Origin of the sequence: Streptomyces sp. NPDC058469 (assembly GCF_042721125.1) — a bacterium.
Lineage (GTDB): Bacteria > Actinomycetota > Actinomycetes > Streptomycetales > Streptomycetaceae > Streptomyces.
On sequence record NZ_JBHXME010000081.1, the window covers coordinates 21,630 to 45,739 of the forward strand.

21 protein-coding genes and 4 pseudogenes are annotated in these 24,110 nt (G+C 69.3%); 18 read left to right on the forward strand and 7 right to left on the reverse strand.

Translation table 11 applies throughout. From position 1 onward, the window contains the following. Positions 1-107: 107 nt before the first annotated feature. Entirely contained in the window at positions 108-1,637 is a 1,530-nt protein-coding gene (locus ACFWP5_RS29715) for an MFS transporter (protein WP_384163084.1), read from the forward strand. Between the two features lie 117 nt (positions 1,638-1,754). Here the strand turns inward: ACFWP5_RS29715 and ACFWP5_RS29720 are convergent. Together ACFWP5_RS29720 and ACFWP5_RS29725 are read right to left on the reverse strand one after the other, a co-directional pair. Further along, positions 1,755-1,985 (reverse strand): annotated as a pseudogene (locus ACFWP5_RS29720) (YbhB/YbcL family Raf kinase inhibitor-like protein); the annotation flags it as partial. Positions 1,986-2,286: 301 nt separating this feature from the next. Further along, positions 2,287-2,922 (reverse strand): TetR family transcriptional regulator, encoded by a 636-nt coding sequence (locus tag ACFWP5_RS29725; RefSeq protein ID WP_384163087.1) that lies wholly within the window; start codon positions 2,920-2,922, stop codon positions 2,287-2,289. A 435-nt stretch (positions 2,923-3,357) separates the two neighbouring features. Here ACFWP5_RS29725 and ACFWP5_RS29730 point away from each other — a divergent pair, with 435 nt between their 5' ends. The 9 genes and pseudogenes from ACFWP5_RS29730 to ACFWP5_RS29770 form a co-directional block, all read left to right on the forward strand. Beyond that, positions 3,358-4,008: a nuclear transport factor 2 family protein gene (locus ACFWP5_RS29730; protein WP_384163090.1), complete on the forward strand. Its 651-nt coding sequence runs from the start codon at positions 3,358-3,360 to the stop codon at positions 4,006-4,008. Positions 4,009-4,125: 117 nt separating this feature from the next. Continuing rightward, a pseudogene (locus ACFWP5_RS29735) lies at positions 4,126-4,647 on the forward strand (SDR family NAD(P)-dependent oxidoreductase); the annotation flags it as partial. A 154-nt stretch (positions 4,648-4,801) separates the two neighbouring features. Then, on the forward strand, positions 4,802-4,954 hold the full coding sequence (locus tag ACFWP5_RS29740) for a hypothetical protein (protein WP_384163148.1): 153 nt from the start codon (positions 4,802-4,804) through the stop codon (positions 4,952-4,954). A gap of 285 nt (positions 4,955-5,239) precedes the next feature. Continuing rightward, positions 5,240-5,509: pseudogene (locus ACFWP5_RS29745) on the forward strand (LLM class F420-dependent oxidoreductase); the annotation flags it as partial. A 94-nt stretch (positions 5,510-5,603) separates the two neighbouring features. Beyond that, complete coding sequence (locus tag ACFWP5_RS29750) at positions 5,604-7,628, forward strand: APC family permease (protein ID WP_384163093.1); 2,025 nt, start codon at positions 5,604-5,606, stop codon at positions 7,626-7,628. 92 nt (positions 7,629-7,720) lie between these two features. Then, positions 7,721-8,245 carry an ion channel gene (locus tag ACFWP5_RS29755; protein WP_384163136.1) on the forward strand — a complete coding sequence of 175 codons (525 nt, stop codon included), beginning with the start codon at positions 7,721-7,723 and terminating at the stop codon, positions 8,243-8,245. Beyond that, complete coding sequence (locus ACFWP5_RS29760; RefSeq protein WP_384163096.1) at positions 8,242-9,699, forward strand: MFS transporter; 1,458 nt, start codon at positions 8,242-8,244, stop codon at positions 9,697-9,699. The genes ACFWP5_RS29755 and ACFWP5_RS29760 overlap by 4 nt, the downstream gene beginning before the upstream one ends. Positions 9,700-9,827: 128 nt before the next feature. Continuing rightward, positions 9,828-10,160, forward strand: a complete 333-nt coding sequence (locus ACFWP5_RS29765) for a hypothetical protein (protein WP_384163099.1) — start codon at positions 9,828-9,830, stop codon at positions 10,158-10,160. 468 nt (positions 10,161-10,628) lie between these two features. After that, positions 10,629-11,057, forward strand: a pseudogene (locus tag ACFWP5_RS29770) (3-oxoacyl-ACP synthase III family protein); the annotation flags it as partial. 1,111 nt (positions 11,058-12,168) lie between these two features. Here ACFWP5_RS29770 and ACFWP5_RS29775 read toward each other — a convergent pair. Both ACFWP5_RS29775 and ACFWP5_RS29780 read right to left on the reverse strand, forming a co-directional pair. After that, a complete protein-coding gene (locus ACFWP5_RS29775) occupies positions 12,169-12,489 on the reverse strand; it encodes a hypothetical protein (RefSeq protein WP_384163102.1) in 321 nt (106 codons plus the stop codon). 1 nt (position 12,490) lies between these two features. Further along, positions 12,491-12,646 (reverse strand): hypothetical protein, encoded by a 156-nt coding sequence (locus tag ACFWP5_RS29780; RefSeq protein WP_384163105.1) that lies wholly within the window; start codon positions 12,644-12,646, stop codon positions 12,491-12,493. Between the two features lie 376 nt (positions 12,647-13,022). Here ACFWP5_RS29780 and ACFWP5_RS29785 point away from each other — a divergent pair, with 376 nt between their 5' ends. Together ACFWP5_RS29785 and ACFWP5_RS29790 are read left to right on the forward strand one after the other, a co-directional pair. Continuing rightward, positions 13,023-14,156: an NAD(P)/FAD-dependent oxidoreductase gene (locus ACFWP5_RS29785; RefSeq protein WP_384163107.1), complete on the forward strand. Its 1,134-nt coding sequence runs from the start codon at positions 13,023-13,025 to the stop codon at positions 14,154-14,156. A 442-nt stretch (positions 14,157-14,598) separates the two neighbouring features. Continuing rightward, the gene (locus tag ACFWP5_RS29790) at positions 14,599-15,537 is read left to right on the forward strand and encodes an Ig-like domain-containing protein (protein ID WP_384163139.1); all 939 of its coding nucleotides are present in this window, start codon (positions 14,599-14,601) and stop codon (positions 15,535-15,537) included. A gap of 40 nt (positions 15,538-15,577) precedes the next feature. Here the strand turns inward: ACFWP5_RS29790 and ACFWP5_RS29795 are convergent, their stop codons facing one another. Beyond that, positions 15,578-15,865: a DUF6355 family natural product biosynthesis protein gene (locus ACFWP5_RS29795; RefSeq protein WP_384163110.1), complete on the reverse strand. Its 288-nt coding sequence runs from the start codon at positions 15,863-15,865 to the stop codon at positions 15,578-15,580. 525 nt (positions 15,866-16,390) lie between these two features. Then, positions 16,391-17,665 (reverse strand): D-alanyl-D-alanine carboxypeptidase/D-alanyl-D-alanine-endopeptidase, encoded by a 1,275-nt coding sequence (gene dacB / locus ACFWP5_RS29800; protein WP_384163113.1) that lies wholly within the window; start codon positions 17,663-17,665, stop codon positions 16,391-16,393. Positions 17,666-17,932: 267 nt separating this feature from the next. Here dacB and ACFWP5_RS29805 point away from each other — a divergent pair, with 267 nt between their 5' ends. From ACFWP5_RS29805 to ACFWP5_RS29830, 6 genes are all read left to right on the forward strand, one after another. Further along, entirely contained in the window at positions 17,933-18,787 is an 855-nt protein-coding gene (locus ACFWP5_RS29805) for a DUF1206 domain-containing protein (protein ID WP_384163116.1), read from the forward strand. A gap of 248 nt (positions 18,788-19,035) precedes the next feature. Beyond that, positions 19,036-19,911, forward strand: coding sequence for an RNA polymerase sigma factor SigF (locus tag ACFWP5_RS29810; protein WP_384163142.1), 876 nt, complete (start codon positions 19,036-19,038; stop codon positions 19,909-19,911). Positions 19,912-19,963: 52 nt separating this feature from the next. After that, on the forward strand, positions 19,964-20,410 hold the full coding sequence (locus ACFWP5_RS29815) for a hypothetical protein (protein ID WP_384163119.1): 447 nt from the start codon (positions 19,964-19,966) through the stop codon (positions 20,408-20,410). Positions 20,411-20,471: 61 nt separating this feature from the next. Beyond that, complete coding sequence (locus tag ACFWP5_RS29820) at positions 20,472-21,281, forward strand: alpha/beta fold hydrolase (RefSeq protein WP_384163121.1); 810 nt, start codon at positions 20,472-20,474, stop codon at positions 21,279-21,281. Next, entirely contained in the window at positions 21,281-22,576 is a 1,296-nt protein-coding gene (locus tag ACFWP5_RS29825) for a PP2C family protein-serine/threonine phosphatase (RefSeq protein WP_384163124.1), read from the forward strand. The genes ACFWP5_RS29820 and ACFWP5_RS29825 overlap by 1 nt, the downstream gene beginning before the upstream one ends. Continuing rightward, positions 22,573-22,935 carry an STAS domain-containing protein gene (locus ACFWP5_RS29830; protein WP_384163127.1) on the forward strand — a complete coding sequence of 121 codons (363 nt, stop codon included), beginning with the start codon at positions 22,573-22,575 and terminating at the stop codon, positions 22,933-22,935. Before ACFWP5_RS29825 ends, ACFWP5_RS29830 begins: the two co-directional genes overlap by 4 nt. A 4-nt stretch (positions 22,936-22,939) precedes the next feature. On the opposite strand, the gene ACFWP5_RS29835 is transcribed toward ACFWP5_RS29830, so the two are convergent. Next, the gene (locus ACFWP5_RS29835) at positions 22,940-23,881 is read right to left on the reverse strand and encodes an anti-sigma factor RsbA family regulatory protein (protein ID WP_384163130.1); all 942 of its coding nucleotides are present in this window, start codon (positions 23,879-23,881) and stop codon (positions 22,940-22,942) included. Positions 23,882-24,110: the final 229 nt, after the last annotated feature.

The window sequence follows — 24,110 nt, forward strand, 5'->3', positions numbered from 1 at the left end:
ACGGATGTGGCTCCACCGCACGAGCCGCATTCCCCGGCGGGGCGCCGCAGCGCCCCCACGGCATCGAACTCCTCGTACAGACAGCCGATGGGACACAGAGGTAGACCATGGCAAAGACGCCGGAAGACCTCCCCGCACCACGCGACACACCCGGCGGCAAGGGACGCCCCGGGTTCTCCGACACCACCGAACTCCCGCCCGGGCGCCGCACCCAGGCCCTCGCCGTCTGCATCGCCGCAGCCTTTCTGACCCTCCTCGACGTGAGCATCGTGACGACGGCCCTGCCGTCCATGGAGCACCACCTGAACCTGTCGTCCTCCGAGGCGACCTGGTCGATCGCCGGATACACCCTGACCTTCGGACTGGTGCTCATCCCCAGCGGCAGGCTGGGCGACGAGTTCGGCCGCAGGAAGGTCTTCGTCATCGGGATGGCGCTGTTCACCGTGACAGGTGTGCTGTGCGGAGCGGCGCCCGACGCGACCTGGCTGGTGGCCTCACGACTCGCCCGAGGGGTGGCGGCCGGACTGGTCGCGCCCCAGGTCGTGGGGCTGCTGCACCAGATGTATCCGCCGCGTGAACGAGGCCACGCCTTCGGCTACTACGGCGCCACGGTCAGCCTCTCCACGGCCGTCGGCCCGCTCCTCGGCGGTGTGATCCTGCAGGGCTTCGGCACGGCCGACGGCTGGCGCTGGATCTTCTTCCTGTTCATTCCGCTGGACCTTGTCGCCCTGGTCCTGGCCGCTCGTCTGCTGCCCGAGGGACGCAGGACCGAACGGCCCGGCAGCCTCGACCTGGTCGGCATGCTCGTGCTCGGCGTCGCCGTCACCGCCGTGATGCTGCCCCTGCTGCAGAGCGGCGACTGGGCGGACCGCCGCTGGTGGCTCGCGTGGTGCGGTCTCGTCCTGCTGGCGGTGTTCGTCCTGTGGGAACGGAGTGTCGCCCGGAGCGAGAGGCAGCCGCTCGTCGACCTGAACCTGTTCCGCGAACGGACCTACTGGGTCGGCGCGTTGGTGGCCGCCGCGCTCTACGGCGGGTTCACCGGCATCTTCATCGTCCTCTCCCAGTTCCTGCAGCAGGGCATGCACTACTCCCCGCTGAAGGCGTCCCTGTGCACGGTGCTGTTCACCGTCGGCTCGGCCGTCTGCGGTGTCATCAGCGGCCGCGTCGTCCACCGCGTCGGACGTCCGCTGGTCATCGTCGGCTCCGCACTCACCGCCATGGGACTGGCGGCCACCGCCCTGATGGTGGGCCGGTCCTCCGTCGGCGACAACATGTTCGTCGTGATGGCTCTGCCGCTGCTGGTCGCGGGCTGCGGCGCCGGCTGCGTCATCGCCTCCAACCAGACCCTCGCGCTCCAACTGGTGCCGCGCGGAGAGGGCAGCAGCGCCGCTGGTGTGTACCAGACCGGCATGAAGATCGGCACCTCGCTGGGCACGGCACTGGCGAGTTCCCTGTACTTCGGCCAACTCCTCGCCACCCACCGCGACTTCGCCGCCGCGGCACGCACGGGCCTGCTGGGCGCGGCCGCCCTCGCCGCAGTCGCCTTCCTCGTCGCCCTGCCCGGCCTGACCCTCCGCGGCCGACAGGGCACGGAGCCGATGGTGGGCGTCGTCGAGGAGGCCGAGCCGGCCAGGTGAGCCGACACACGAAGGGGCGCCCCGTCGGACGGACGCGGACGGGCAGCGCCCCTTCGCTCGGCTGTACGCCTTACTGACGATCCCGGCGCCGCTCCATGGTCGCCGTTGCGGGCACCGTCAGGCGGGGATCTCGGTGGTGACGGTCAGGACCGCGCGGCCGAGAATGTGGTTGTCCATGATGAAGCCGAGGTAGGCCGGGGTGGCCTCGGCGGGTACGCCGATCTGCTCGACGTCAAGGGCGTGCACGACGATGACGTAGCGGTGCGGGCCCCGTGCCCGGCCGGTGGGGCGGCGCCGATGCAGCGTGCCGCGCGCGTCGTTGGGCAGTTGACAGGCACCCCCGGGAATGGCGACCACGTCGAGGACGTCACGTATCGGGCCACCTTCCCGCATCATCAAGATGATCGTGAACCAGGACTTCTCCTCGGGGCTCGAACCGGGGCCGCTGCTCGACTACTTCCCCTACGTCTTCGCGGGTGTCCGAGGGGCGTTGTCACCAACGGGCCGGTGTCCGTGCGGGCACGGCCGACGAGGACCACGCCCTGGAGTTCGCAGACCGGAGGATCCGCTCCGAACGGACGTCGCGCTCACCCATGAGAACCATCCGGGTCGGGCGCAGCACGTCCGGAGGGAGCAAGCTCAGGCCTGGTCAGCGGCCGGCCGCGTCCCCGCGAAACGCCCCAGCCACCACAGGGACCAGCTGCCGCTCGATCTGCTCGGCGGACATGGTGGCCAACTCGGCGCCTATGGGCGCCAGGGCGAGCCAGTTCAGCAGGCCGGCCGCGCATCGCGTACGGAAGATCAGTTCCTGCTCGTCGACTTCGGGAATGTGCGGCGTCAGCACCCGGAGGACATCCCGGCGACTCTGGACGAACTTGCCCGTCAGCCGCTCCCACCCCTCGGGCGGATCGATGCCGACGCGCGCCACGGTCCGCATCACGGCCAGGTCCTGTCCACCGGCCGCAAGTGCGCGCATCATCGGCCCGGCGAAGGCTGCCGCCACCTCCTGGAGCGTTGGAGCGGAGCCAAGGGAGTCAATGGCCTGTATCTGCGCGTCCAGATACCGCTCCAACGCGTGCTCGATCGCCGACTCGCACAGTGCCTTCAGTGATCCGAAGTGGTAACTCACCGCAGCGACGTTGGCTCCGGCGCGCTCTGTGATCTCGCGGAGCGTCAAGCCGTCCTGGCCTCGTTGCGCGAGCAACTCCAGGGCGGCTGCCTGCAGACTGCCCCGCGTGCGCTGACCGGCCTCTCGGCGCAAGTCCGTCTTTTCCACCCTGGTCATAGCATGTACTCAAGCAGTTGTTTGAGTACATTGTCAAGCAATCGCCTTGCGGATCGAGGCCGCGTGCGAGTGGATCCGGTCTCGAGGTGAGTGGATCGGGTCCCGATGTGAGCGCTCTGCCGAGCGTGACGCCGGTGTCAAGGTGCACGGGAAAGCGGTGGCCGCCCGCGCGCTGCTGCGCCTGCCGGTCGCCCCGGCTCTGATCCGCGTCGCCGAACACCGCACCGGCCGGGCCGGGGGCCGGGTCGGCGCCAAGCCCGGCCGGGTAGCCGCATGCCTTCATGACCGCGCAACCACACAATTCAAACAGTGGCTTGACAGCTTGCGCTGCCGTTCATAAAGTCAAGCGAGCATTTGATTTACTAAGAGTGCGCGAGGGGCCGAGGCCGTTGTGACGGCTCTCGGATCCTGAGGGCGAACCTGGAGGAAAACGACATGAAGCTGCTCAGCCGGAAGTCGATCACCGCCGCGACCGCGATCGCGATCCTGGGTGGTCTTTCCATCGCCGCTGTGCCGTCACAGGCGGCAAGCGCCGCTCACCACAAGGCAGCGGGCCACAACAACACGGCCGCACCGACCCTGACCGCACGCCAACTGGCGAAGCTGCCGCTCACCGACCGCCACCTGACCAAGCACGAGAAGGCCAACCTCGCGGTCGTCCTGCGCGATTACTACGTGGCCGAGGGCAGCCACATCGACGTCCCGACGTTCGTCAACAGCTTCACCAAGGACGGCGTCTTCAACGACATGGTCGCCGGCCAGGCCTACCGGGGTAAGGCGCTCGGCAACGTGTTGCCCTACATGAAGGGCCTCTTCTCCGACGTTCACCGTGACCTCAAGCGCATCACCGTGAACGGCGACACCATCAGCATCGAGCTGTCGATCCAGGGCACGTTCGACGGGCAACTCCAGGCGCCGACGGGCGGCTTCGTCAAGGGGAACGGCCACAAGGTCGACGCGCCGACCGCCGACTTCTGGTACCTGGAGAACGGCAAGGTCACGGCGTTCAACTGCTTCGTCGGGTACTCGAAGATGTACTCCGACATGGGCGTGAACTTCGACTGGGCCTCGGCCGTCAACAAGTAGTGAGTCGCTCTCAGGTGGGTGATGCGCGGGCGCTGCCGGCCGCGCGTCACCCACCGGGGCTCGGCCGCCGACGCGAACCGGGCCGTACGGCTTGCCTGGGGGAGGCGCGGGCCTGACATGGCGCGACCCGTCCGAGTGCGCGACGTCCGCTCGCCCACGGTGATCCTGCCGCCCGGCTGCCCGGCAGGCAGAAGACCGTCATCCGCTCCCCATCAGCTGTCCCTCGTCGCGTCATCACGAACCACGGCCGGAGAACCCCTTGAATGCCACAGGCGACACCTTCTTCGTCGCCGGAGCGACCTCTGGCATCGGCCTCGGCCTCGCGCTGCGGCTGCACGCGGCAGGCAACCGGGTCATCGTTTCCGGGCGCCCGAGGACAAGCTGACACAGATCGTCTCGGCGAACCCCGGCGTCGAGTCCGTCGTCCTCGACGTCACCGACCCGGTCGCCGTCCAGGACGTCACCGCGCAACTGCTGCAACGCTTTCCCGACCTCAACGTCCTGGTGGCGATGGCCGGCATCACGCTGCCGGAGGACCTTCGCAGCGGTGATTTCCTCGCTACGGCGGAAGCGACGGTGGCGACCAACCTCCTCGGCCCCATCCGCCTCGTGGGCGCCCTGACCGAACACCTCGCCACCCGGCCTCGGGTGACGATCATGACGGTGTCCTCCGGGCTGGCATTTCACCGAGAGCCTGCGCGTCCAGCTGGCGGACACCCGCATCGACGTCCTGGAACTGGTGCCCCCGGCGGTGCGCACCGCCTTGATGGGACAGGAGGACTCGGAGACCGCCATGCCCCTCGACGCCTTTCTCGACGAGGTCATGAGCATCCTCGGCGCGAGCGAACAACCGGACGAGATCCTCGTCAAGGCGGTCGAACCAGTGCGATTCGCCGAGGGCCGCGGTGAGTACGCCGACATACTCCGCATGCTGTCCGATCGCTGACGGACCGTCAACTGGCACACCTGGAGGACGAGTTCGACCGCGTGGGCAACCTCGGCGGGCGCGGACACTGCGGGCGCCGCACCGGTTCGAGGACCTCGCCGAGGAGTTCACCGAACGGGCTGGACACGGCCGTAGGACTGGCGGGCCGAATGCTGCCGCCGCCCCCGCTCCGCGACTGAGGCTGATGGATCCGTTCAGGCAGATCCGGCCGACTCTCGCCCGCCCCAACTCCACCAAGACAACGCCGACTTGATTGCGTAACCAACCACAGAGGAGCGCACCGGCATGACCACCCGGCTCGGAATCGGTCTCCCGCAGAATCGGCAGTACGACCTCGGAAAGGATGTGCCCGACGTGGCACGTGCCGCCGAGGGCATCGGATACGACAGCGTCTGGGTGTACGAACGCGCCCTGTTCCCGGAGCCCCAGACCCAGCCGCTCTACGGCGTCCCGGGCCTGCCCTGGCCCGACGCCTACCGGGGCGTGGCCGAACCGCTGGTCACGCTGACCCTCGCGGCACCCGCCAGAACGGCCGCACGGATGTCCCCGCCCGTCAGAAGCGCCACCGTCCGCCCGGCCGGGTGCAGTTCAGGGGCCTGACGGGTGATCCTCGACGGGGGCTGACGCGAGTCCGGGTGTGATGGGCCCCATGACCGACCCCGCCGTACCCGCACCGGACGCGCCCGACCGATCCCAGGTGTCGCAGCCGCCGTCACCCGGCTTCCTTCCCGAGCCGCTCTCCTACCGGCTCAAGCGCCGACTGCTCGGGCCGCCGCTGGTCACCGGGCGCATTCGGCAGGAGAAGCTGGACAACCGGACGGCGCTCGGGGTCCTCGCCTCGGACTGCGTCAGTTCGTCGGCGTACGGCAGTGAGGAGATGCTGCGGGTCCTGGTACCAGTGGTCGGGGTCGCCGCCTTCACGCTGCTCATGCCGGTGACGGGCGCGATCCTGCTGATCCTGGTGCTGCTGACGCTCTGTTACAGCGATGTCGTCACGATCTACACGCGGGCCGGCGGCTCCTACGTCGTCGCCCGGGAGAACTTCGGCCCCGACGTCGCCCAGGTCGCCGCCGTCGCGCTGCTCGTCGACTACGTCGTGACGGTCGCCGTCCAGGTCTCGGCGGGTACGAACGCACTCATCTCGCTCGCCCACCTCGTCGGCAACGGCTGGACCGGCATCGACCACCTCCAACTCCCCGTCAGCGTAGGGGTGGTGCTGATTCTGGTGTACGGGAATCTGCGCGGCCTGCGGGAGGCGGGGCGGGTGTTCGCGGTGCCCGCGTACCTGTTCATGGCCGCGGTCGGGCTGATGCTCGCCGTGGGCCTGGCCCGGTGGGGCTTCGGAGATCTGCCGCACGCCGACGTCCACGCGCGAGGTGTCGTGCCGCTCGGCACGGCGGGGGACGGGTGGCTGTACGGGGCGTCGCTGTTCATGGTGCTGCGCGCGTTCGCGAACGGCGGCTCCTCGCTCACCGGCCTGGAGGCGATCTCCAACGGCATCTCCGTCTTCCGCGAGCCGCAGGGCCGCAACGCCCGCCGCACGCTCATCACCATGAGCTGTGTCCTGGGCGTTCTCGTGCTCGGTGTGTCCGGTCTCGCCCACCTCACCCACGCCGTCCCGTACACCGACGGCACGCCGACCGTGATCGCTCAGGAGGCCCGACTCGTCTTCGGCAGCGGTGTGGTCGGCACGGCGGGGCTGGTGTTCGTGCAGCTCGCCACCGCGCTGATCCTCTACACCGGGGCGAACACGCCCTTCACGGGCTTCCCCTACCTGGCCAGTTTCGTCGCCGAAGACCGGTTCCTGCCACGGCAGTTGACCCGGCGCGGGCACCGACTGTCCTTCTCCAACGGCATCATCACGCTAGCCGTGGTCGCCCTCGCACTGCTGCTGGTGACGGACGCCAACGTGGACCGGCTCGTCGCGCTGTACGCCATCGGGGTGTTCACCGCGTTCACCATGGCGGGCGCCGGGCTGACCGTCCACCACGCACGCCGTCGTGAGCCCGGCCGTGGCTGGAAGATCGCGGTGAACGCGACGGCGGCCGTCGTCTCGGCGCTCGTGGTGCTGATCTTCGCGGTCACCAAGTTCACCGAGGGCGCGTGGCTGGTCGTGGTGGTCTTCCCGCTCGGGGTGTGGGCCCTGATCCGCATCAACCGTGAATACCGCGCGGAGGCCGCCGAGGTGGAGGCACTGCCGCCCGCAGGCCAGAGCGACCGGCCCCGCCGGCGCCGGCACGTCGTGTGCGTCCTCGTCGACGCCGTCGACCCGGCCGTCTTCCACGCCCTGCGCTACGCCCACGAGTTGAGGCCCGACGAGGTGCGGGCCGTGCACATCGCGGTCGACGCGGTGCGCGCCCGGCGGCTGGTGGCGCGGTGGGAGGCCGTAGGGACCACGGATGTCCCGTTGGAGATGGTCGACTGTCCGGACCGCCGACTCGAACGGGCCCTGACCGAACTCGCCGCCCGCGAGACCGCCGACGGCCACACCTCGCTGACCCTGCTCATCGCCCGCCGCACCTACACCACCGTGCTCGGCCGACTGCTGCACGGCGGCACCGCCGAGCGGATCGCCCGCGCGCTGGACGAACTGCCGTCCGTGATGGTGACGATCCTGCCGTACAGCGTGGTGGTCGGCGGCGGTCCGCGACATCAGCCCGACCCGGACGGGTGACCGGGTCCGGACCGCCTCCGTACGGGTGATCGGCGTCCTCGCGGAGCGTGCCGGACGTGGCCGACCTGCGGCCCGTCGCACACGATCCGGACATGCTGCCCGGATTCCTGACCAAGGCGATGAACCTGCTGCTCGCCCGGGAGGGCCGCTCGCTGCACCTGAAGACCGCGGGCGCCGCGACGGCCGTCCTCGTCGTGGTGATGCCCGTCGGTTCGTACGCGGTCGTGGCCGCCGAGGACGGAGCGCGGCGCGCCAACCTGACGACGTATCCAAGGGCGTTGTGGTGGTCCATCGAGACGGCCACGACCGTCGGATACGGCGACTTCTACCCGGTGACGTTGTGGGGCCGGGTCGTCGGCTCGGTCGTCATGGTCGTCGGGATCACCACGTACGGCCTGGTCACCGCAGCGGCGGCCACCTGGTTCGTCGGCAGGGAACAGACCCGCCACCACCTCCTCCGGAGCGCGGAACACGACGTCCACGAGGCGTACGACGAGACCGCCCACGCCCTGCACGAACGGTTCGACCGTCTGGAACACCTGCTCACCACCAAGGAAGAGACCAAGGAAGAGACCAAGGAAGAGACCAACAAAGAGACCAAGGGAGAGACGAAGTGAACGGCACCGGACGGACCGTCCGCACCCTGGTACCCGCCCGGATCGACCGGCTGTACTGGTCGCCCTTCCACACCCGCATGGTGATCGCGCTGGGCATCGCCTGGGTGCTGGACGGCCTGGAGATCACCGTCGCGAGCGCGGTCGGACCCGTCCTCCAGCGCGCCGACACCCTCCACCTCGACTCCTACGAGGTGGGCCTCACCGCAACCGTCTATCTCGTCGGGCAGGTGGTCGGCTCGCTGGTCTTCGGTGATCTGTCCGACCGGCTGGGGCGGCGCAAGCTGTTCCTGGTCACGCTCGGCCTGTATCTGGCCGCGAGCGGACTGACCGCGCTGGCCTGGGACTTCTGGATCCTGCTGGTGCTGCGGTTCGCGGCGGGGTGCGGCATCGGCGGCGAGTACGCGGCCATCAACTCCGCCATCGACGAGATGATCCCGGCCCCCTACCGAGGCCGCACCGACCTCGCGATCAACGGCACGTACTGGCTCGGTTCGATCATCGGCACCCTCGGCACCTACGTCCTGCTCGACCCCGACCTCCTCGCCTCTGACGTGGGCTGGCGCATCGGCTTCCTCATTGGCCCCCTGATCGCCCTCGCCGTGTGGCCGCTGCGCCGCCGTATCCCCGAGTCCCCGCGATGGCTGCTGCTGCACGGCAGGGAACAGGAAGCGGAGGAGGCGGTCGTCGAAATGGAGAGCGGAGCAAGGGCGTTGACCCCCGTCGACCCGGCCCGCGCGATCGAACTCCGGGCGCAGGACAGAACACCCCTGACCACCGTGGCCCGCACCCTCTTCCGCGACTACCCCTCCCGCTCCCTGCTCGGCGCCACCCTGATGATCAGCCAGTCCTTCCTCTACAACGCGATCTTCTTCACCTACGCCCTCGTCCTCACCCACTTCTACGACGTCCCCGACCACCAGACTCCGAAGTACCTGTTCGCCTTCGCCGTAGGCAACCTGCTCGGCCCGCTCCTCCTGGGCCGCTTCTTCGACACCATCGGCCGCAAACAGATGATCAGCGGCACGTATCTCGTCTCCGGGGCCCTGCTCGCGGTCAGCGGCTTCCTCTTCGACGCCGGCGTGCTGAACGCCACCACTCAGACCGTGCTGTGGGTCATCGTCTTCTTCATCGCCTCGGCGGCGGCGAGTTCGGCCTATCTGACGGTGAGTGAGATCTTTCCGGTCGAGGTGCGCGCCCGCGCCATCTCCCTCTTCTTCGCCATCGGCCAACTCGTCGGCGCCGCGGGCCCGACCGTCTTCGCCGCCCTCATCGGCGACGAGGCCCACCCCGACCCCACCCGCCTGCTCTACGGCTACCTCTTCGCCGCCGCCATCATGATCGCGGCCGGGGTGATGGAGGCGTTCATCGGCGTGAAGGCCGAACGCACCCCGCTGGAGGAGGTCGCCTCACCGCTGACGCGCGTCGGCCGCGTCAAGGAACCGGACGCCCAGTGAGGTCCGCCAACGAGCGGGTGGGCCATCGGGCGTGCCGGCTGCTGGCCGAGTCCCAACGGCCGCGCTGAGTACGGGAGTCGGCGTACTCCTGGCAACTGGCGGTGGCGACGGTGTGCCTCGGCGCGTTCATGGGACAACTCGACGCGAGCATCGTCACGATCGTCTACCCCAGCCTGAAGCGGGAGTCCGACGCGTCGCTCGCCGCCGTGCAGTGGATGTCGCTGGCGTATCTGCTGGTCCTCACGGCTGCACTGGTCACTGTTGGCCGCCGCGTGCGGACTCGCCCCGAATCTGACCGTGCTGGTGTGCTGCTGCGTCGTCCAGACAATGGGCGCGGCCATGCTCTCCGCCAACAGCGTCGCCCTGGCCGCGCCCCGCGAGAAACCGCGCAGCGCACAGCCGGCACCTGCTGGACGGACCACCGCCGCTGCCTGACGGGCGAGGTGCGTCCTCCGGCATGAGCTGTTCAGCGTGGGCCAGTGGGTGTTGTAGATGCCGGGTGTCCGAGGAATTTCCGCATTCCGGGGATCATGCCTGAATTCGTTGAATGCCGCGGCCGTAGATCGAGAGTCCGCGCACACCGCCCCGGTAACTCCGGTGACAGACACTCGCTGATGGGCAACAGCCCACACGCGGCGGAGAATTCGGCACCGTCATCGACGCCAGAGGTTTCCGGAGTTCACGCAAGCCGGATTCAACACGTTCAACATTCCCGTGTCCTGTCCGGCATCCCGTGGTGAATCGGCGTAGATCAGCGTGAATTGGAGTGTTCGGAATCGCGAGGGGTGTAAACCGAATTCGGTGAGTGCTTCGACGTCTCCCTTCGCGCCCTGCTGGACTTCGTGCCGGGCGGGCAATCTGGCGGAAGCCGACCGTGTGTACGGATACCGGCGAACTCGCTCTCCCCGCCTGCCATTTGGAGGTACACGGTGTCCCCAGCGCCGAGCATCGGCGTCCTCGCCACCGGCACGTGCTTACCCGAGCGCATCCTGACCAACGACGAGGTCGCCGAGGCGGCCGGCGTCGACCCCGACTGGACCGTCCAGCGCACCGGCGTACTGCGTCGACACGTCGCGGAGCCCGATCAGGCCGCCTCCGATCTCGCCGCCGAAGCCGTGCGGAAGGCGCTCACCGCGGCCGGTCTCCCGGCATCCGCGCTCGGTCTCCTCGTCCTCGCCACCTCCACCCCCGACGAACTGGGACCGTCGACCGCGTGCCGGGTCCAGGCCTTGGTGGGCGCGGACCGGGCGGTCGCCTTCGACGTGGCGGCGGCCTGCTCCGGCTGGCTGTTCGCCGCCCGTGTCGCTCGTGACTGGCTTCGCGCCGCCGGCACCGGCGAACGCTATGCCGCCGTGGTTTCGCGGCCCAAGGCCCTGTTGTCCCCGTGCAGTTGGCCCCTCCGGACGCCAATGGCCTTGTCGGTCTGCTCCACCAGTTCGCGCGGCCCGGTTCCCTACCGGCCCGCGCGAACTCGGCCGACGGGCCGGGCCTCGGGCACGGGCACGGGCACGGTGGTCGAGGCGGTGCGGGCGCCGTACGCGAGGAACTCGGCGTCGTTGTTCTTCACCCGGATCCTTCAGGCACAGGGCGGCGGCTTCGCCCGCGGCACGTTGCGTACCTATTTGGCCGAGGCGCTGGCCGGTCAACTGCGGGGCGTGCGGGGTGAGTTACGGCGGGTGCGATACGCCGAGGCATCACAACTCGCTCTCGTCCTGGGCCGTATGTACGCGGACGATCTGCGCAACGGTGAGGCGCAGCGCTGCTACCTGGCGGCACGGGAGTTGGCAGTGACCGCGGGGAACCGTGAGTTGACCGTGGTCGCCCTGCGGACCCTGAGCGTGCAGGCGTACGGCCTGGGGCATCTGCGGATCGCCGACGAGACGGCCCGCGCCGCCGTCGGAATCGCGCAGGACACCCCTCGTGCGGTACGGGCCTTCGCCCAGGCCCAGTTGGCCGTGACGGCCGCGAGCCGAGGCGAGCGCGGGGACGCGGTGCGCGCACTCTCCGAGGCCGAGGGCGGAGTAGGTCTGGAGGAGGCGGGGCGGCACCCGTTCGAGTCCTATGCGCGCGCCGACTTCGAGTTCCAGCGGGGCGAGGCGCTGATGGCGCTGTGTGAGGCCGGGGAGGCGGTGCGCGCTTTCGAGTACGCGCTGGCCGCCCGTGCTTCAGATGATCGCCGGGGCGCCGCGCTGACGCGGCTGCGCCTGGCGGACGTACTCCTGCCACTGGGGCGCGTGGACGAAACGCGCGCCCTGGAACGGGAGTTGGGGGAGGAAGGTGATGGTCTGCGGTCGGCGGCGGTCACGCGACGGAAGCACGAACTTCGGCGGTCGTTGCTGAGGTTCAGCGGGGGGCGGAAGGCTGTATAGCGAGCGGTGGTTGGGAGGGGGCAGGTTTCCGGCGCGGCGGTGCTGGACCTACTCGCCACAGGAGACACCACGCGCACCGTCGCCGCCGCTGGGTGGGGGCCTAGGAAGCGACCGGGCGGTCGGACAGGTCGGCGAGCCTGGTGAGGAAGGCGCGGTAGCGGGGCTCGTCGGTGGTCGGGATGTCGACGGTGGCCCACATGCGTCTGGAGCTTGCCGTGCTCGCGTAGAGCGGTTCGTCGAGTTCTTTGACGCTGCCGAAGTGCAGCCGGGTCAGGTCGGCCTTGCGGGTCTCGGCGCGGACCTTGAGCCAGCTCAGTGGGACCCGGTAGGACCCGATGATGTGGTTGCGCCAGAACACCTCGAAGATGCCGTGATCGACCCGCATGTGCACGTCGCCGTCCTCGAAGACCAGGGGTTCCATGTCAGACCACCCGCCGGTCGGTGAGTGCGGCCACTTCGGTGAAGTACGCGCGGAACAACGGCTCATCGCCCTCGATGCCGTCCAGCGGGAACAGTTCGAACACCCCTCGGTCCACCCTCAGGTGCAGGTTCTCGTAATCGAATATGAGCGGATCCACGAGGCGAAAGGTATCTCAGCCGGCGCGAACGGCCGTCGAGCTCCTGACGCTCACCCGGGCACACACCGCCTGCCGGTCCTCACAGCGCGCCAGGGACCGCTCCCACGGCGACCGTCGACACTCCGATGACAAGGTCAGGACACTGAAGACGATCTCGGGATGTGCGGGAACGGCGTTCGGACGCGAGGTGCAGGGTGAAGACTCGGCCGGGTTCTCGCACCGCACCGGCATGTACGCGGCTGTGCTTCTGCCGTTTCCACCGCTTCGGCCGTCGACTGCGGAGCCTTTTCCGGCCCGCCCATAGTGCTCACCGTTCCGCATCTCGCATGCTGGGAACGGGAGTTGAGTTCGTCCGTGATCTGGGAAGGGGGCGTTCGTGAGCATCGGGTCCGTGAAGCGGCCCGGCCGTGTCGCTGTCGTCGGAGTGGGCATCCTCGGAGCCTGCGTGGGCTGGAACCTGGCCCGGCGCGGTGCCGACGTGGTCTTCATCGACGCCGGCCGGCCGGGTGAAGGCGTCACCAACTGGACCTTTTCGTGGGTCAACGCCAGCAACAAGACCGTGCGCAGGTCCTACTTCGACCTGAACGTCGCGGGCATGGCGGCGCACCGTGAGCTTGCCGGGACCATCGGGCCGGACTCGTGGTGGTATCCCAGCGGTCACCTGCGCTGGGCGGACGATCCGGCGGCGGAGGCGAAGTTCCTGGAAACGGCTGAGCTGCTGGGCAGTTGGGGATACCGGGTCGAGATGTCCACGGGGGCCGAGGTGCGCCGCCGCCTCGAACCCGCTCTCGCGATACCCGAGGAGGTTCCCGTCGTGCTCTATCCCGACGAGGCCTGGGTGCACGGACGCCATCTCGTCGACCGCCTGGTCGGCCAAGTCGTCGCGGCAGGCGGAGAGTTACGGTCCGGCGCCGAGGTCCGTGACATCGGGACCGGTGCCGACGGGAGCGTCCGGACCGTCGTTCTGTCCGACGGCAGCCGTCTCGACGTAGACATCGTTGTGAACGCGGCGGGCCCGGGCGCCTCTCACGTCGCCGGCCTCGTCGCACGGGACTTGCCGATGCGCCGGGAACCCGGCGTCGTCACCCGGATCGACTGTGCTCCGGTCCCGATCCACCGGGCCATGCACGCGCCGCACATCGAGATGCGTCCTGACGGAGACGCTTCGATGGTTCTCCACAGTCGCGAGCTCGACGCACTCATCGACACCATCGACACCGGTGAAGAGGCGGCGGAACTCGCACGGTTGCTCCACGAGTCGGCGCGGCAGGTCGTTCCGGAGCTTGCCGACTCCCGTATCGCACAGGCCCGGGTGGCTCACCGGCCGATCCCGGCCGACGGATTCCCCTCGGTGGGAGCGGTGCCGTCCGTACCGGGCTACTACGAGGCGGTTTCCCACAGCGGCATCACGCTCGGGCCGGTGATCGGCCGGCTGCTTGCTGCCGAGATCCTCGGCGGAGAGAGGGACGAGTTGCTCGCGGACTTCGCTCCGGAGCGGTTCCCTCAGTGACAGCCCGGGCAGGCGCCATCGGTGCCGCGAACGGGCGGGTGCGTCTGTGCGCGCCCTGAGCCGATCGGCGACCACCGCGTCCGTGCCCCCTCTCCTGAAGAAGTCCGTCTCCTGAAGAAGGAATGAAGAGTGAGCAGGGCAGGGTTCCCGGCTTTCGGCATACCTCGGCCTTTTCGTGGTAGGCGCCAGGGCGGCGGCAGAGATCGCGATCGGGCGGGGTGCGGCTGCCGGGGACGCCGGGCACTCGCACCGGTCGTCATCGATCACTCGGTGCGTACCGAATCTTGAGACACGTTTTACGCGACGCACGCAACTGAGGCCCCCTCTGTCGCTGTCTGACAATGAGTCGGGCCCGTCAGGGTCGAGGTCGAGGAGCTAGAGAGTGGGGCAAGTCGTGGGACGGCGCAAGGGCAGCATAGGGATCGCACTCGTCACGGGTGCGATGCTGGTGGGCGCGAGTGCCTGCGGTGGGGGCGGCAGCACCAAGGCGAGCGGGGACGACGCGAAGGCGTCGGGCAAGGCGAGTGCGACTGCCTCTCCGTCGCCGACGAAGCCCGCGGGCCCGCCGATGCTGCTGGACACGATCACCCCGCAGACGGGAACCACGGTCGGCGTGGCCATGCCGATCTCGGTGATCTTCACGAACCCGGTGGCGTCCAAGGCGCGGGCCACCGTCGAGAAGCACATGAAGGTCAGCGCCTCGCAGTCGGTCGTCGGTGCCTGGCACTGGATGGGCGACAAGCGCGTCGACTGGCGCCCGAAGACGTACTGGCCCTCCGGTACGACGGTGAAGATCGACGCCGACATGACGGGCGTCAGCAACGGCAACGGGCGCTACGGCGTGCACAGTTACACGCACACCTTCAAGGTCGGCGACGACGTACGCGCGGACGTCTCCGTCACCAACCACACCATGAAGGTGACCAAGAACGGCTCGACGGTGCGCACCCTGTCGATCAACGCGGGCAGCGCCGAGTACCCGACGTGGGACGGCACGATGGCCGTCATCGACAAGCAGAAGAAGGTCCACATGACCTCCTGCAGCGTCGGCATCAGCTGCGACAAGGGCAGCTCCAACTACTACGACCTGACACTGCCCTGGGACATCCACCTCACCCAGTCCGGCACCTACGTGCACTACTCGACCGGTGACCCGAACCCGGGCAGCGGCAGCGCGCGTGGCTCGCACGGCTGCGTCCACCTGTCCCTGTCGGACGCCAAGTGGTTCTACGGCCAGGTCAAGCAGGGCGACCCCATCACCATCACCGGCTCACCCCGCGGCAAGGCCCCGGCCGACAACGGCTACGCCGACTTCAACCTCGGCTGGGACCAGTGGCTCGCGGGCAGCGGCTCCGGCGAGGGGACGACCGCGACGCTGTGACGCGCCGCGGTGACGTCACCGGGCAGTACGACGATCGGTGTCAGCAGGTGCGCCCGGCGTAGTGGGCGCCCTGGATCTTACGGGCGGAGCCCAGCCAGGTCGTGCCGTGTCCGACGCACCGCTCGTAGTCGCGCGCCCGGGCGACCTCGACCTTGATCACGACCCGCGAACCGTCGGTCGTGCAGTGGCGGTAGAAGGCGTCGGACCCGGTCTCGTAGAAGCCGCAGGGGCTGGCCGCCGCGGGACTCGCGGCGGCCACCGTGCCGAGAGAGGTGAGCACGAGGGCGGCGGAACCGAGGGCGCTGATCACCGTACGACGAAAACGCAAAGGAACTCCTTGGTCAGTGGAGGGAACGGTCCTGGAAGGGGCTGCTTGTCTCCACCGATCGGGTCGGCCAGCCGCTCCAGGATTGCCGTACCGAGATTGCCGTACTGACCTGCGTGGTTGGTCGTATGCCGCGGCATTCACCCGGCGAATCGATTTACCGCTACGTCAATCGGATGGTTCTGGCAGCGGGACCGCATCGGTCGCGTTTGCCTCTGACGGTCGCTCCCTGGCCGGATACTGGAGATCTTCGGCGGTCACCCCCACCGCTTCCACATAAGGAATCCGCATCCGAGCGTCACGGGCCCGGACCGGAAGGGGAGGCGGACCGTGGAGATCGTCCTTCTCGGCCGGGAGCCTCGGGTGACAGTCTCACCTGGCAAGCCACGGCCGTGCCGCTGAACTCGGCATAAGGAACAGACCGGTCAACTCCGTTCCGGAGACGCCGAGTTCTTCCAGCGCGGCCAGTTCACCGGTGCGCGGCGGAGCCACCCAGCGTGGGATCCGCCGCGCACCGCGTCCCGCTCCCTACGCCCAGCACCCGTTGACCGTAGCCGCAAGCCCGTCAAGGGCATCCTTGGTGGCGTCCGGGGCGGCCGTGGAGTTGTTCTCGATGAAGGAGAAGACCTTCCAGCGCCCGTCCTCGGCCTTGGTCAGCCCGCTCAGTGCGATCGCGCCCGTGAGCGTGCCCGTCTTTGCGTTGACCTTTCCGACGGCGCACTGGGAGTCCGCGGTGTCGAAGCGGCCCCACTCGGGGCCCAGCGTCGAGCCGGCCTCGCCCGCGATGGGCAGGCCGTCGACGATGTACTTCAGGGTCTGGCTGTTGGCGGGGTCGTCGGCCAGGTCGAGGATGTCGGCGATGGTCTGGGCCGGGATGCGGTTGGAGCGGGACAGGCCGCTGCCGTCGTGGATCTCGAAGTTGTCCAGCGATATGCCGTACTGGGTGAGGACTTGGCGTACTACGGCCGTGCCGTCCTCGAAGGTGGCCGGGCGCCCGGCGGCCAGCGCGGTCGTCCGGAGCAGGGACTCGGCGATATCGTTGTCACTCACCTTGAGCATGTGCTCCACGATGGTCGACAGCGTGCCGGACTCGTGCTGTCCCACGGGGACGGCCGCGGTGCCGGCGGTTCCGTGTGTGACGCTCCCGGTGACGGTGACACCTTGCTGGGCGAGGAGCCGCGCGAAGATCTGTCCGGCGTCCAGGGACGTGTCCGTGACGTGGCGGCCGTCGACCACCAACGCCCGTACGGGGGCAATGGAGTCGGGGTAGTAGCCGTCGTTCCAGCCGGTCGCGAGGGTGGGCGCGGGGAAGAGGCTGTCGTCCACCGTCACCTTCACCGTGGTCAGGCCCGCGTTCTTCAGGCCCGCTACGGCAGTTGTGGCCATCGTGGTGAGGTCGGCGGTGGTCAGGGTGCGGTCCCCGCCTCCCACCAGGGTGAGGGTGCCGTTGTCGTAGACGACCTTCGTGGTGAAGCGGTGATCGGGGCCGAGGATCGTCAACGCGGCCGTCGACGTGGCGAGTTTGGTGTGGGACGCGGGCATCAGCGCGGTGGTCGCGTCGTGGCCCCATACGGCCTTGTGGGACTCGGCGTCGATGACGACGCCGCTGAACGTGCTGCCCAGACGGACGTCCTGGACGCGGGTGTTGAGGTCGTCCGCGATCTTCTGCTCGGCGGTGTCGAGCGTGGCGGCGGTGTTGGAGAGGGTCTTCTCGGCGGCGAAGGCGGAGCTGCCGAACAGGATCGTCCCGGCGACGGGGGCGGTCACCGCTATGACGGCGGCGCGGCGGAGCGTCGGACTCATCGTTCTGCTCTTGCGGTGGCGTCCGCTTGTGCCGTCTACGGAAGGGGAGTTGGGCATGGACGCCTCGCCGCGGGGTGTGTGGGTGGGGGTGCAGATCCAGTGGATCTCGCAAAGGAAAGTAACAGCTCCGAGGGGGCCGCCGCCGGGTGATCGGACGATGCCGTCCTCGCGACGCACATCGAAGCCTCCGCCCGGGGCACGCGACAGTACGGGACGCGTACCGCGCGTCCGCGTCTCGGCTCGTCCAGTGGTTCCAGGAAAGGCATCATGACCTCGTCGTACACGCACAAGTGGGGCCTCCGCAGGGCGAGTTCGAACGCCCGGAGCCGTGCACCGGGAGAGGCCGAGGGGAAGCGGGCGCTGGCCGTCACAGGGCGCGCCGGGTTTGTCGCACGAGGCGTCGTGTACGTCCTCGTCGGCGCTCTCGCCCTGCAGATCGCGTTCGGCGGCGGGGGCCGGGAGGCGGACCGGCAGGGGGCGTTGCAGCAGGTCGCGGCTCAGCCCTTCGGGAAGGTGATGCTGTGGCTGCTCGTCGTCGGTTTCGGCTGCATGGCGATCTGGCGGGGCTCCCAGGCGCTGCTGTCCAAGGGGCCGACGCGCAAGGTCGGTTCACGGTTGCTGGACGGAGGCCGGGCGGTGTTCTACGGCTTCGTCTGCTGGGGTACGGCGTCCTTCGCCGCCGGGAGCGGTGGATCGTCCGGCAGCGACGCCAAGTCGCAGGACTGGACCGCCTCGGCGTTGAAGCTGCCGGGCGGTCAGGTGCTGGTGGGTCTCGCCGGCTGCGTCCTGATCGGGGTCGGCGTGGTGCTCGCGGTGCGCGCGGTGATGCGGCGTTTCCTGCGGAAGCTGGAGACCGGGAAGATGAGCCGCCGGGTACGGCAGGTCGTCACCGGCCTGGGCGTGGGCGGCGGCGCGGCGCGCGGTGTCCTGTTCGCCGGGGTGGGTGTGTTCGCGCTGGTGGCCGCCGTCCGCTTCGATCCTCACCAGGCCAAGGGCATGGACTCCACCCTGCGCACCTTCGCGCACACTCCGGCGGGGCCGTGGCTGCTGGTCGCCGTCGCCGTCGGGCTGGTCCTGTTCGGCGGTTTCTCCTTCGCCTCGGCACGCTGGCGCCGCCTGTGAGCCCCGGCAACCCCGGCACCCGGCCATCCGGCGGGCGGCGGCTGTGACCCCGTGGACGGCATCGTCGTAGAACGCCCGAAGTAGCGTGAAGAACCCGCGAAGTGGTGTGAAACCGTGCGGGATCCCCGTGTCGGCGGAGCCCGGCAGGGGGAGTCTTTCGGGCCGGCTGCGGAATTGTGGGGTCCGGCAGACATGCATGTGCCGGAAGGGGGCACGCGACGTGAGTCCTGTTCCCCAGCTAAGGCGGCATCGTGGCTTTCTCCGTGAACGCCCTCGAAGCAACTGCTCCCGCACGCGCGGGAGCACCGGAGGTCGTGGACGACCTTCCGTGGATCGAGGACGGGGCCAAGGTCGCTCCCAAGGACGCACGTGTGCTGTCCAGGCTCTTCCTCGACCGGCTGCAGGAGTTGGAGGAGGGCACCCAGGAGTACCAGTACGCGCGGAACACGCTGATCGAGATGAACCTGTCGCTGGTGTCCTTCGCTGCGCGCCGGTTCCGCAACCGGGGCAGCGGTGACATGGAGGACGTCATCCAGGTCGGCACGATCGGTCTGATCAAGGCCATCGACCGCTTCGACCTGTCGCGCGAGGTCGAGTTCACCTCCTTCGCGATCCCCTACATACTCGGCGAGATCAAGCGGTTCTTCCGAGACACCACCTGGGCCGTGCACGTCCCGCGACGCCTGCAGGAACTCCGTGTCGACCTCGCGAAGAGCAAGGAAACCCTCGGCACCGAGTTGGGCCGTACCCCCACGGTGAAGGAACTCGCCGCCCATCTGGAGCTGTCCGAGGACGAGATCATCGAGGGCCTGGTCGCCGCGAACGGCTATGTCGCCGGTTCCATCGACACCCCGAGCGGCGACGACGAGTCCGACAGCGCGCCGAAGTACGCGGACACGATGGGCGACGCCGACCCGGCGCTGGAGCTGTTCGAGGACCTCCACACGCTCGCGCCCCTGCTGCAACAGCTCGACGAGCGGGAGCGGACCATCATCGAGATGCGCTTCGGCCAGGAGCTGACCCAGGCGGAGATCGGCCGCGAACTGAACCTCTCGCAGATGCACATCTCCCGCCTGCTCAACCGCACCCTCGCCAAGCTACGCACCGGCCTCCTGCCCAAGTGATCCCTCCGCCCGACAGGCCTCCCCTCGCGCGGCACCGAAAGGATCACCCCGCATGAGCACCACGAGCACTGACCACGATCCCCTGCACCAACCCTCCGCACCGATCGTGACGGAGCCAGTGCCCGACCTCCAACTGCAGATGCTGGTACGGCTGATCGGCCAGGACGCGGAGGCCGCCCTGCCCATCACCCTCACCGTCGGAGGCGCCTTCCTCTACGGCGACCTGATCTCCCACGAGGCATGGACCACCGACTGGGCACGCAGCCTGCACGGGATGGACGGCCACGGCGCCCACCTGCTGGAGCGGTTCCCGCAGCAGGTGGACGAGGCGGTCGTGGACAAGCAGGGGGGACCCGGCCCGCAACGGCTGCCGCAGTGGATCCATCTGCGCGACGCCACCGGAGTCGCCGGAGGAGGCGAGACCGCCGTCATGCCCCTGTGGCGCGGCCGGCTCACGGACGTGTCCGGCTGGTCCCTGGGCAAGCCGAAGCAGCCCTGAGGCGCCGGTGCGGGGTGGGAACGGCGGGCGGACAAGGAAGCGGTCTGTGAGGATGTGCCGCATGGATATGCGGAGCAGGAACCATGTGACGGTCTCGGGCCGGGCCGGAGGGCCGGTCGTGATGCTGGCGCACGGCTTCGGGTGCGACCAGCACATGTGGCGGCTGGTGGTACCGCTCCTGGAACGCGACTTCACCGTGGTCCTCTTCGACCATGTGGGCGCCGGACGCTCCGATCTGTCGGCCTGGAGCCGGGAGCGCTACTCCACGCTGGACGGCTACACCGAGGACGTGCTGGAGATCTGCCGTGAGCTGGCCCTCGGCCCGGTGACGTTCGTGGGGCACTCCGTGAGCGCGATGATGGGCGTCCTCGCCACGGCACGCGAGCCGGAGGCGTTCGCCGGTCTGCTGCTTCTCGCCCCCTCGCCGTGCTTCATCGACGATCCGGCCGCCGGCTATCGCGGCGGGTTCAGCGCCGAGGACATCGACGAGCTGCTGGAGTCGCTGGACGCGAACTACCTGGGCTGGTCGGGCGCCATGGCACCGGTGATCATGGGGAATCCCGAACGCCCGGAACTGGGGGAGGAGTTGACCAACAGCTTCTGCCGCACCGATCCCGACATCGCCCGGGTCTTCGCCCGCGTCACGTTCCTCTCCGACCACCGCGACGACCTCGCCGAGGTCACCGTGCCCACGCTGGTCGCCCAGTGTTCCGTCGACGCGATCGCGCCCCCGGAGGTCGGAGCCTTCGTACGGGACCGTATTCCGGGCAGTCGGCTGGTCACCCTGAACGCGACCGGGCACTGCCCCCAGCTCGCAGCACCGGAGGAAACGGCCGCTGCGATCACCGACTTCGTCGAGGCCCTGCGCTGATGTGCGCGAGCGGCGACAACGAGAGCGGCGATCATCGGCCGTCCGAGAGACGCCCCGAGAAGCCCCCCGGCCAACAGCCCGGTGACGACCACGCGACGTTCTCCGCACTGCTGGAGGACAGCGCCGAGGACCTGTACGAACACGCGCCGTGCGGCTACCTCTCCACGCTGCTGGACGGCACCATCGCGAAGATCAACACGACGCTGCTCGACTGGCTCGGCTACGACCGCGGCGAACTGGTGGGCCGTAGGACCTTCTCCGACCTGCTGACCGTAGGCGGCCGTCTCTACCACGAGACCCACTTCGGCCCGCTGCTGCGCATGCAGGGCGAGGTCAGCGGGATCGCCCTCGAACTCAAGGCCACCGACGGCAGCCGGCTGCCCGTGCTGGTGACCTCCACCGTCAAGACCGGCGGCGACGGCCAGCCGCTGCTCATCCGCACCACCGTCCTCGACGCCCGCGACCGCCGCGCCTACGAGACGGAACTGCTGCGCGCCCGACAGCGGGCGGAACACGAACGCGAGGAACTCAAGCGACTCAACGCCACCCTCCAGCAGACCCTGCTGCCCCCAACTCTGGTGAACGTGCCGGGACTTGACGTGGCCGCGCACTACCACGTGGCCTCCACCGACATGGTCGGCGGCGACTTCTACGACCTCTTCCCGCTCTCCGCCGGGACCTGGGGGCTGTTCCTCGGGGACGTGTGCGGCAAGGGTGCCGCGGCGGCGGCCGTCACCTCGCTGGCCCGCTACACGCTGCGTGCCGCCGCCGTCTACGACCCCGATCCGGCCGCCGTCCTGAGCAACCTCAACACCGTCCTCAACCACGAGTACAACGGCCACGACCCGCGGTTCTGCACCGTCGTCTTCGGCCTGCTCACCCCCGAGGGCGACCGCGGCGGCTTCCGCATCACCCTGGCCAGCGGCGGCCACCCGCCGGCCCTGCTCCTGCGCGCCGACGGCAGCGCCGACCATCTGCACACCCCCGGCGGACAGCTCATCGGTGTCCTGCCCGACGCCCATATCGCCACCGCCACCGTCCACTTGGCGGCGGGGGACACCCTGCTGCTCCACACGGACGGTCTCACCGAAGCCCGCCCGGCCCACACCAGGGACGGCGACCGCTACGGGGACGAGGCCCTCCTCGACTTCGCCCGCGCCCTGGCGCCCACCACCGCCTCCGTCGCCGTCGCCGCGATCCGCGACCTGCTCGACACCTTCGGTACCGGCGTCGACGACGACACCGCGGTCCTCGCCATCAACGTGCCCCGACCCACCAGCGAAGAGCAGCCGTGACCCAACTCGCCATCCGCACCCGGACCACGCCCGCGGGGCCCGTCGTCGAACTCACCGGAGAACTCGACTACGACAGCTACTCCCAGGTGCGTGAACTCCTGCCCGGGCTGGCGCTCCAGGACGGCCAGCAGCTCGTCGTCGACCTGGCCGGCCTCACGTTCTGCGACTCCAGCGGTATCACCGCCCTGCTCGCGGCCCGCAACCACGCCCTCGCCGCCCGGGCGGGCATCGCCCTGGCAGCGGTCCCGGGCCACATCCGCCGGATCTTCCACATGGTCGGGCTCGACCAGGTCTTCCCGACCCACCCCACCGCACAGGACGCCGAAGCGGCCTGGACACCTCCGGCCACCCGCCCCTGAGGCGTCAACGGGCCAGGTAGAAACGGATGGTTGTGCCGTCCGGAGCCGTATGGACGCGGACGAGATCGGCGACGTAGTGCACCAACAGGAGGCCGCGTCCGCCGGGTTGGTCGCGTGACGGCGGTCGTCGGCCGGCCAGCGGATCCGTCAACCGGCCGTGGTCCCGCACCTCGCAGACGATCCGCTCGTCCTCGGCCCAGATCCGCAGCGTCCCCGAACCGCCCCCGTGCAGCACGCTGTTGGTGGTCAACTCCGCGACGGCCAGCGTCAGATCCTGCAGTCGTAGGCCCGCCAGGCCCAGTCGCTCGGCCTCCTGGACCGCGAAGTAGCGGGACTTGGGAAGTTCTCCCGCGTCGAACGAGATGGACGCGGCGCCCGGCGGGTGGGGGAGCGGCTCGTTGTAGCGGGCGATCGCGCGCTGCGGATCGTAGGTGGGGCTGGGCAGTTGGGCGTCTGCGTCGATTCCGTCGATGACGACCGGATGGGTGACGTGGGCATCGGCGAGCACTTGAGGCTCCAGCCGGTCCGCGTCGTACGGGCACAGGATCGTCACCTCGCGATCCCCGAACGCGGAGTTGATCAGCGCCTCGTGCTGGACGCACGCCGGATACTCGACGGCGGTACGGCCGGGCCAGATCGGCTCCCCGACGATCCGCACCCGACCACTGTCGGCGTGGGCGTCGGCGAAGGCCCGCAGCACGCCCGGGATGATCCGCCCCGGGTTGCGGCCGACCTCGGTCATGTCCAGGAACCGCACACCGGCGGCGCTCGATCCGAGTCCGGTCCTGATCAGTTCGAGACGGGGGCCGGGAACGGCGACCGCGACAGCCTCTCCGGCGGCAAGACCTGCCCTCACGAACGGCACCGTACCGGCCGTGTACTGCTCCTCGCCCCGGTAGAACAGCGCGGGATGCGCGAACAGTTCACCGTCGGTGGCCGTACTCATCGCACCGCCACCTCGATCCTTGTCGGGCCGGGCCAGGACACGTCCACGGCGCGCGGCAACAAGGCGGACGGCGGTCACCGCTCCGGCAGTCTACGGGGGTAGCACGACAGGGTGGTGGGCACCGGCAGAACTGCCGGTGCCGACCGGTGCGAACGGCAGCCGGAACGTCCAGTTGGCGGCGGCGGCCTGGGCGGTCAGGTTGGTCGTCGACCCGATCTTCAGATAGATC

What these genes read in the sequence shown, in the direction of transcription:
- ACFWP5_RS29715 (WP_384163084.1), top strand. Translation starts at nt 108, where the DNA reads ATGGCAAAGACGCCGGAAGACCTCCCCGCACCACGCGACACACCCGGC.
- ACFWP5_RS29725 (WP_384163087.1), bottom strand. Translation starts at nt 2,922, where the DNA reads ATGACCAGGGTGGAAAAGACGGACTTGCGCCGAGAGGCCGGTCAGCGC.
- ACFWP5_RS29730 (WP_384163090.1), top strand. Translation starts at nt 3,358, where the DNA reads ATGAAGCTGCTCAGCCGGAAGTCGATCACCGCCGCGACCGCGATCGCG.
- ACFWP5_RS29740 (WP_384163148.1), top strand. Translation starts at nt 4,802, where the DNA reads ATGCCCCTCGACGCCTTTCTCGACGAGGTCATGAGCATCCTCGGCGCG.
- ACFWP5_RS29750 (WP_384163093.1), top strand. Translation starts at nt 5,604, where the DNA reads ATGACCGACCCCGCCGTACCCGCACCGGACGCGCCCGACCGATCCCAG.
- ACFWP5_RS29755 (WP_384163136.1), top strand. Translation starts at nt 7,721, where the DNA reads ATGCTGCCCGGATTCCTGACCAAGGCGATGAACCTGCTGCTCGCCCGG.
- ACFWP5_RS29765 (WP_384163099.1), top strand. Translation starts at nt 9,828, where the DNA reads ATGGGACAACTCGACGCGAGCATCGTCACGATCGTCTACCCCAGCCTG.
- ACFWP5_RS29775 (WP_384163102.1), bottom strand. Translation starts at nt 12,489, where the DNA reads ATGGAACCCCTGGTCTTCGAGGACGGCGACGTGCACATGCGGGTCGAT.
- ACFWP5_RS29790 (WP_384163139.1), top strand. Translation starts at nt 14,599, where the DNA reads ATGCTGGTGGGCGCGAGTGCCTGCGGTGGGGGCGGCAGCACCAAGGCG.
- dacB (WP_384163113.1), bottom strand. Translation starts at nt 17,665, where the DNA reads ATGAGTCCGACGCTCCGCCGCGCCGCCGTCATAGCGGTGACCGCCCCC.
- ACFWP5_RS29805 (WP_384163116.1), top strand. Translation starts at nt 17,933, where the DNA reads ATGACCTCGTCGTACACGCACAAGTGGGGCCTCCGCAGGGCGAGTTCG.
- ACFWP5_RS29815 (WP_384163119.1), top strand. Translation starts at nt 19,964, where the DNA reads ATGAGCACCACGAGCACTGACCACGATCCCCTGCACCAACCCTCCGCA.
- ACFWP5_RS29820 (WP_384163121.1), top strand. Translation starts at nt 20,472, where the DNA reads ATGGATATGCGGAGCAGGAACCATGTGACGGTCTCGGGCCGGGCCGGA.
- ACFWP5_RS29825 (WP_384163124.1), top strand. Translation starts at nt 21,281, where the DNA reads ATGTGCGCGAGCGGCGACAACGAGAGCGGCGATCATCGGCCGTCCGAG.
- ACFWP5_RS29835 (WP_384163130.1), bottom strand. Translation starts at nt 23,881, where the DNA reads ATGAGTACGGCCACCGACGGTGAACTGTTCGCGCATCCCGCGCTGTTC.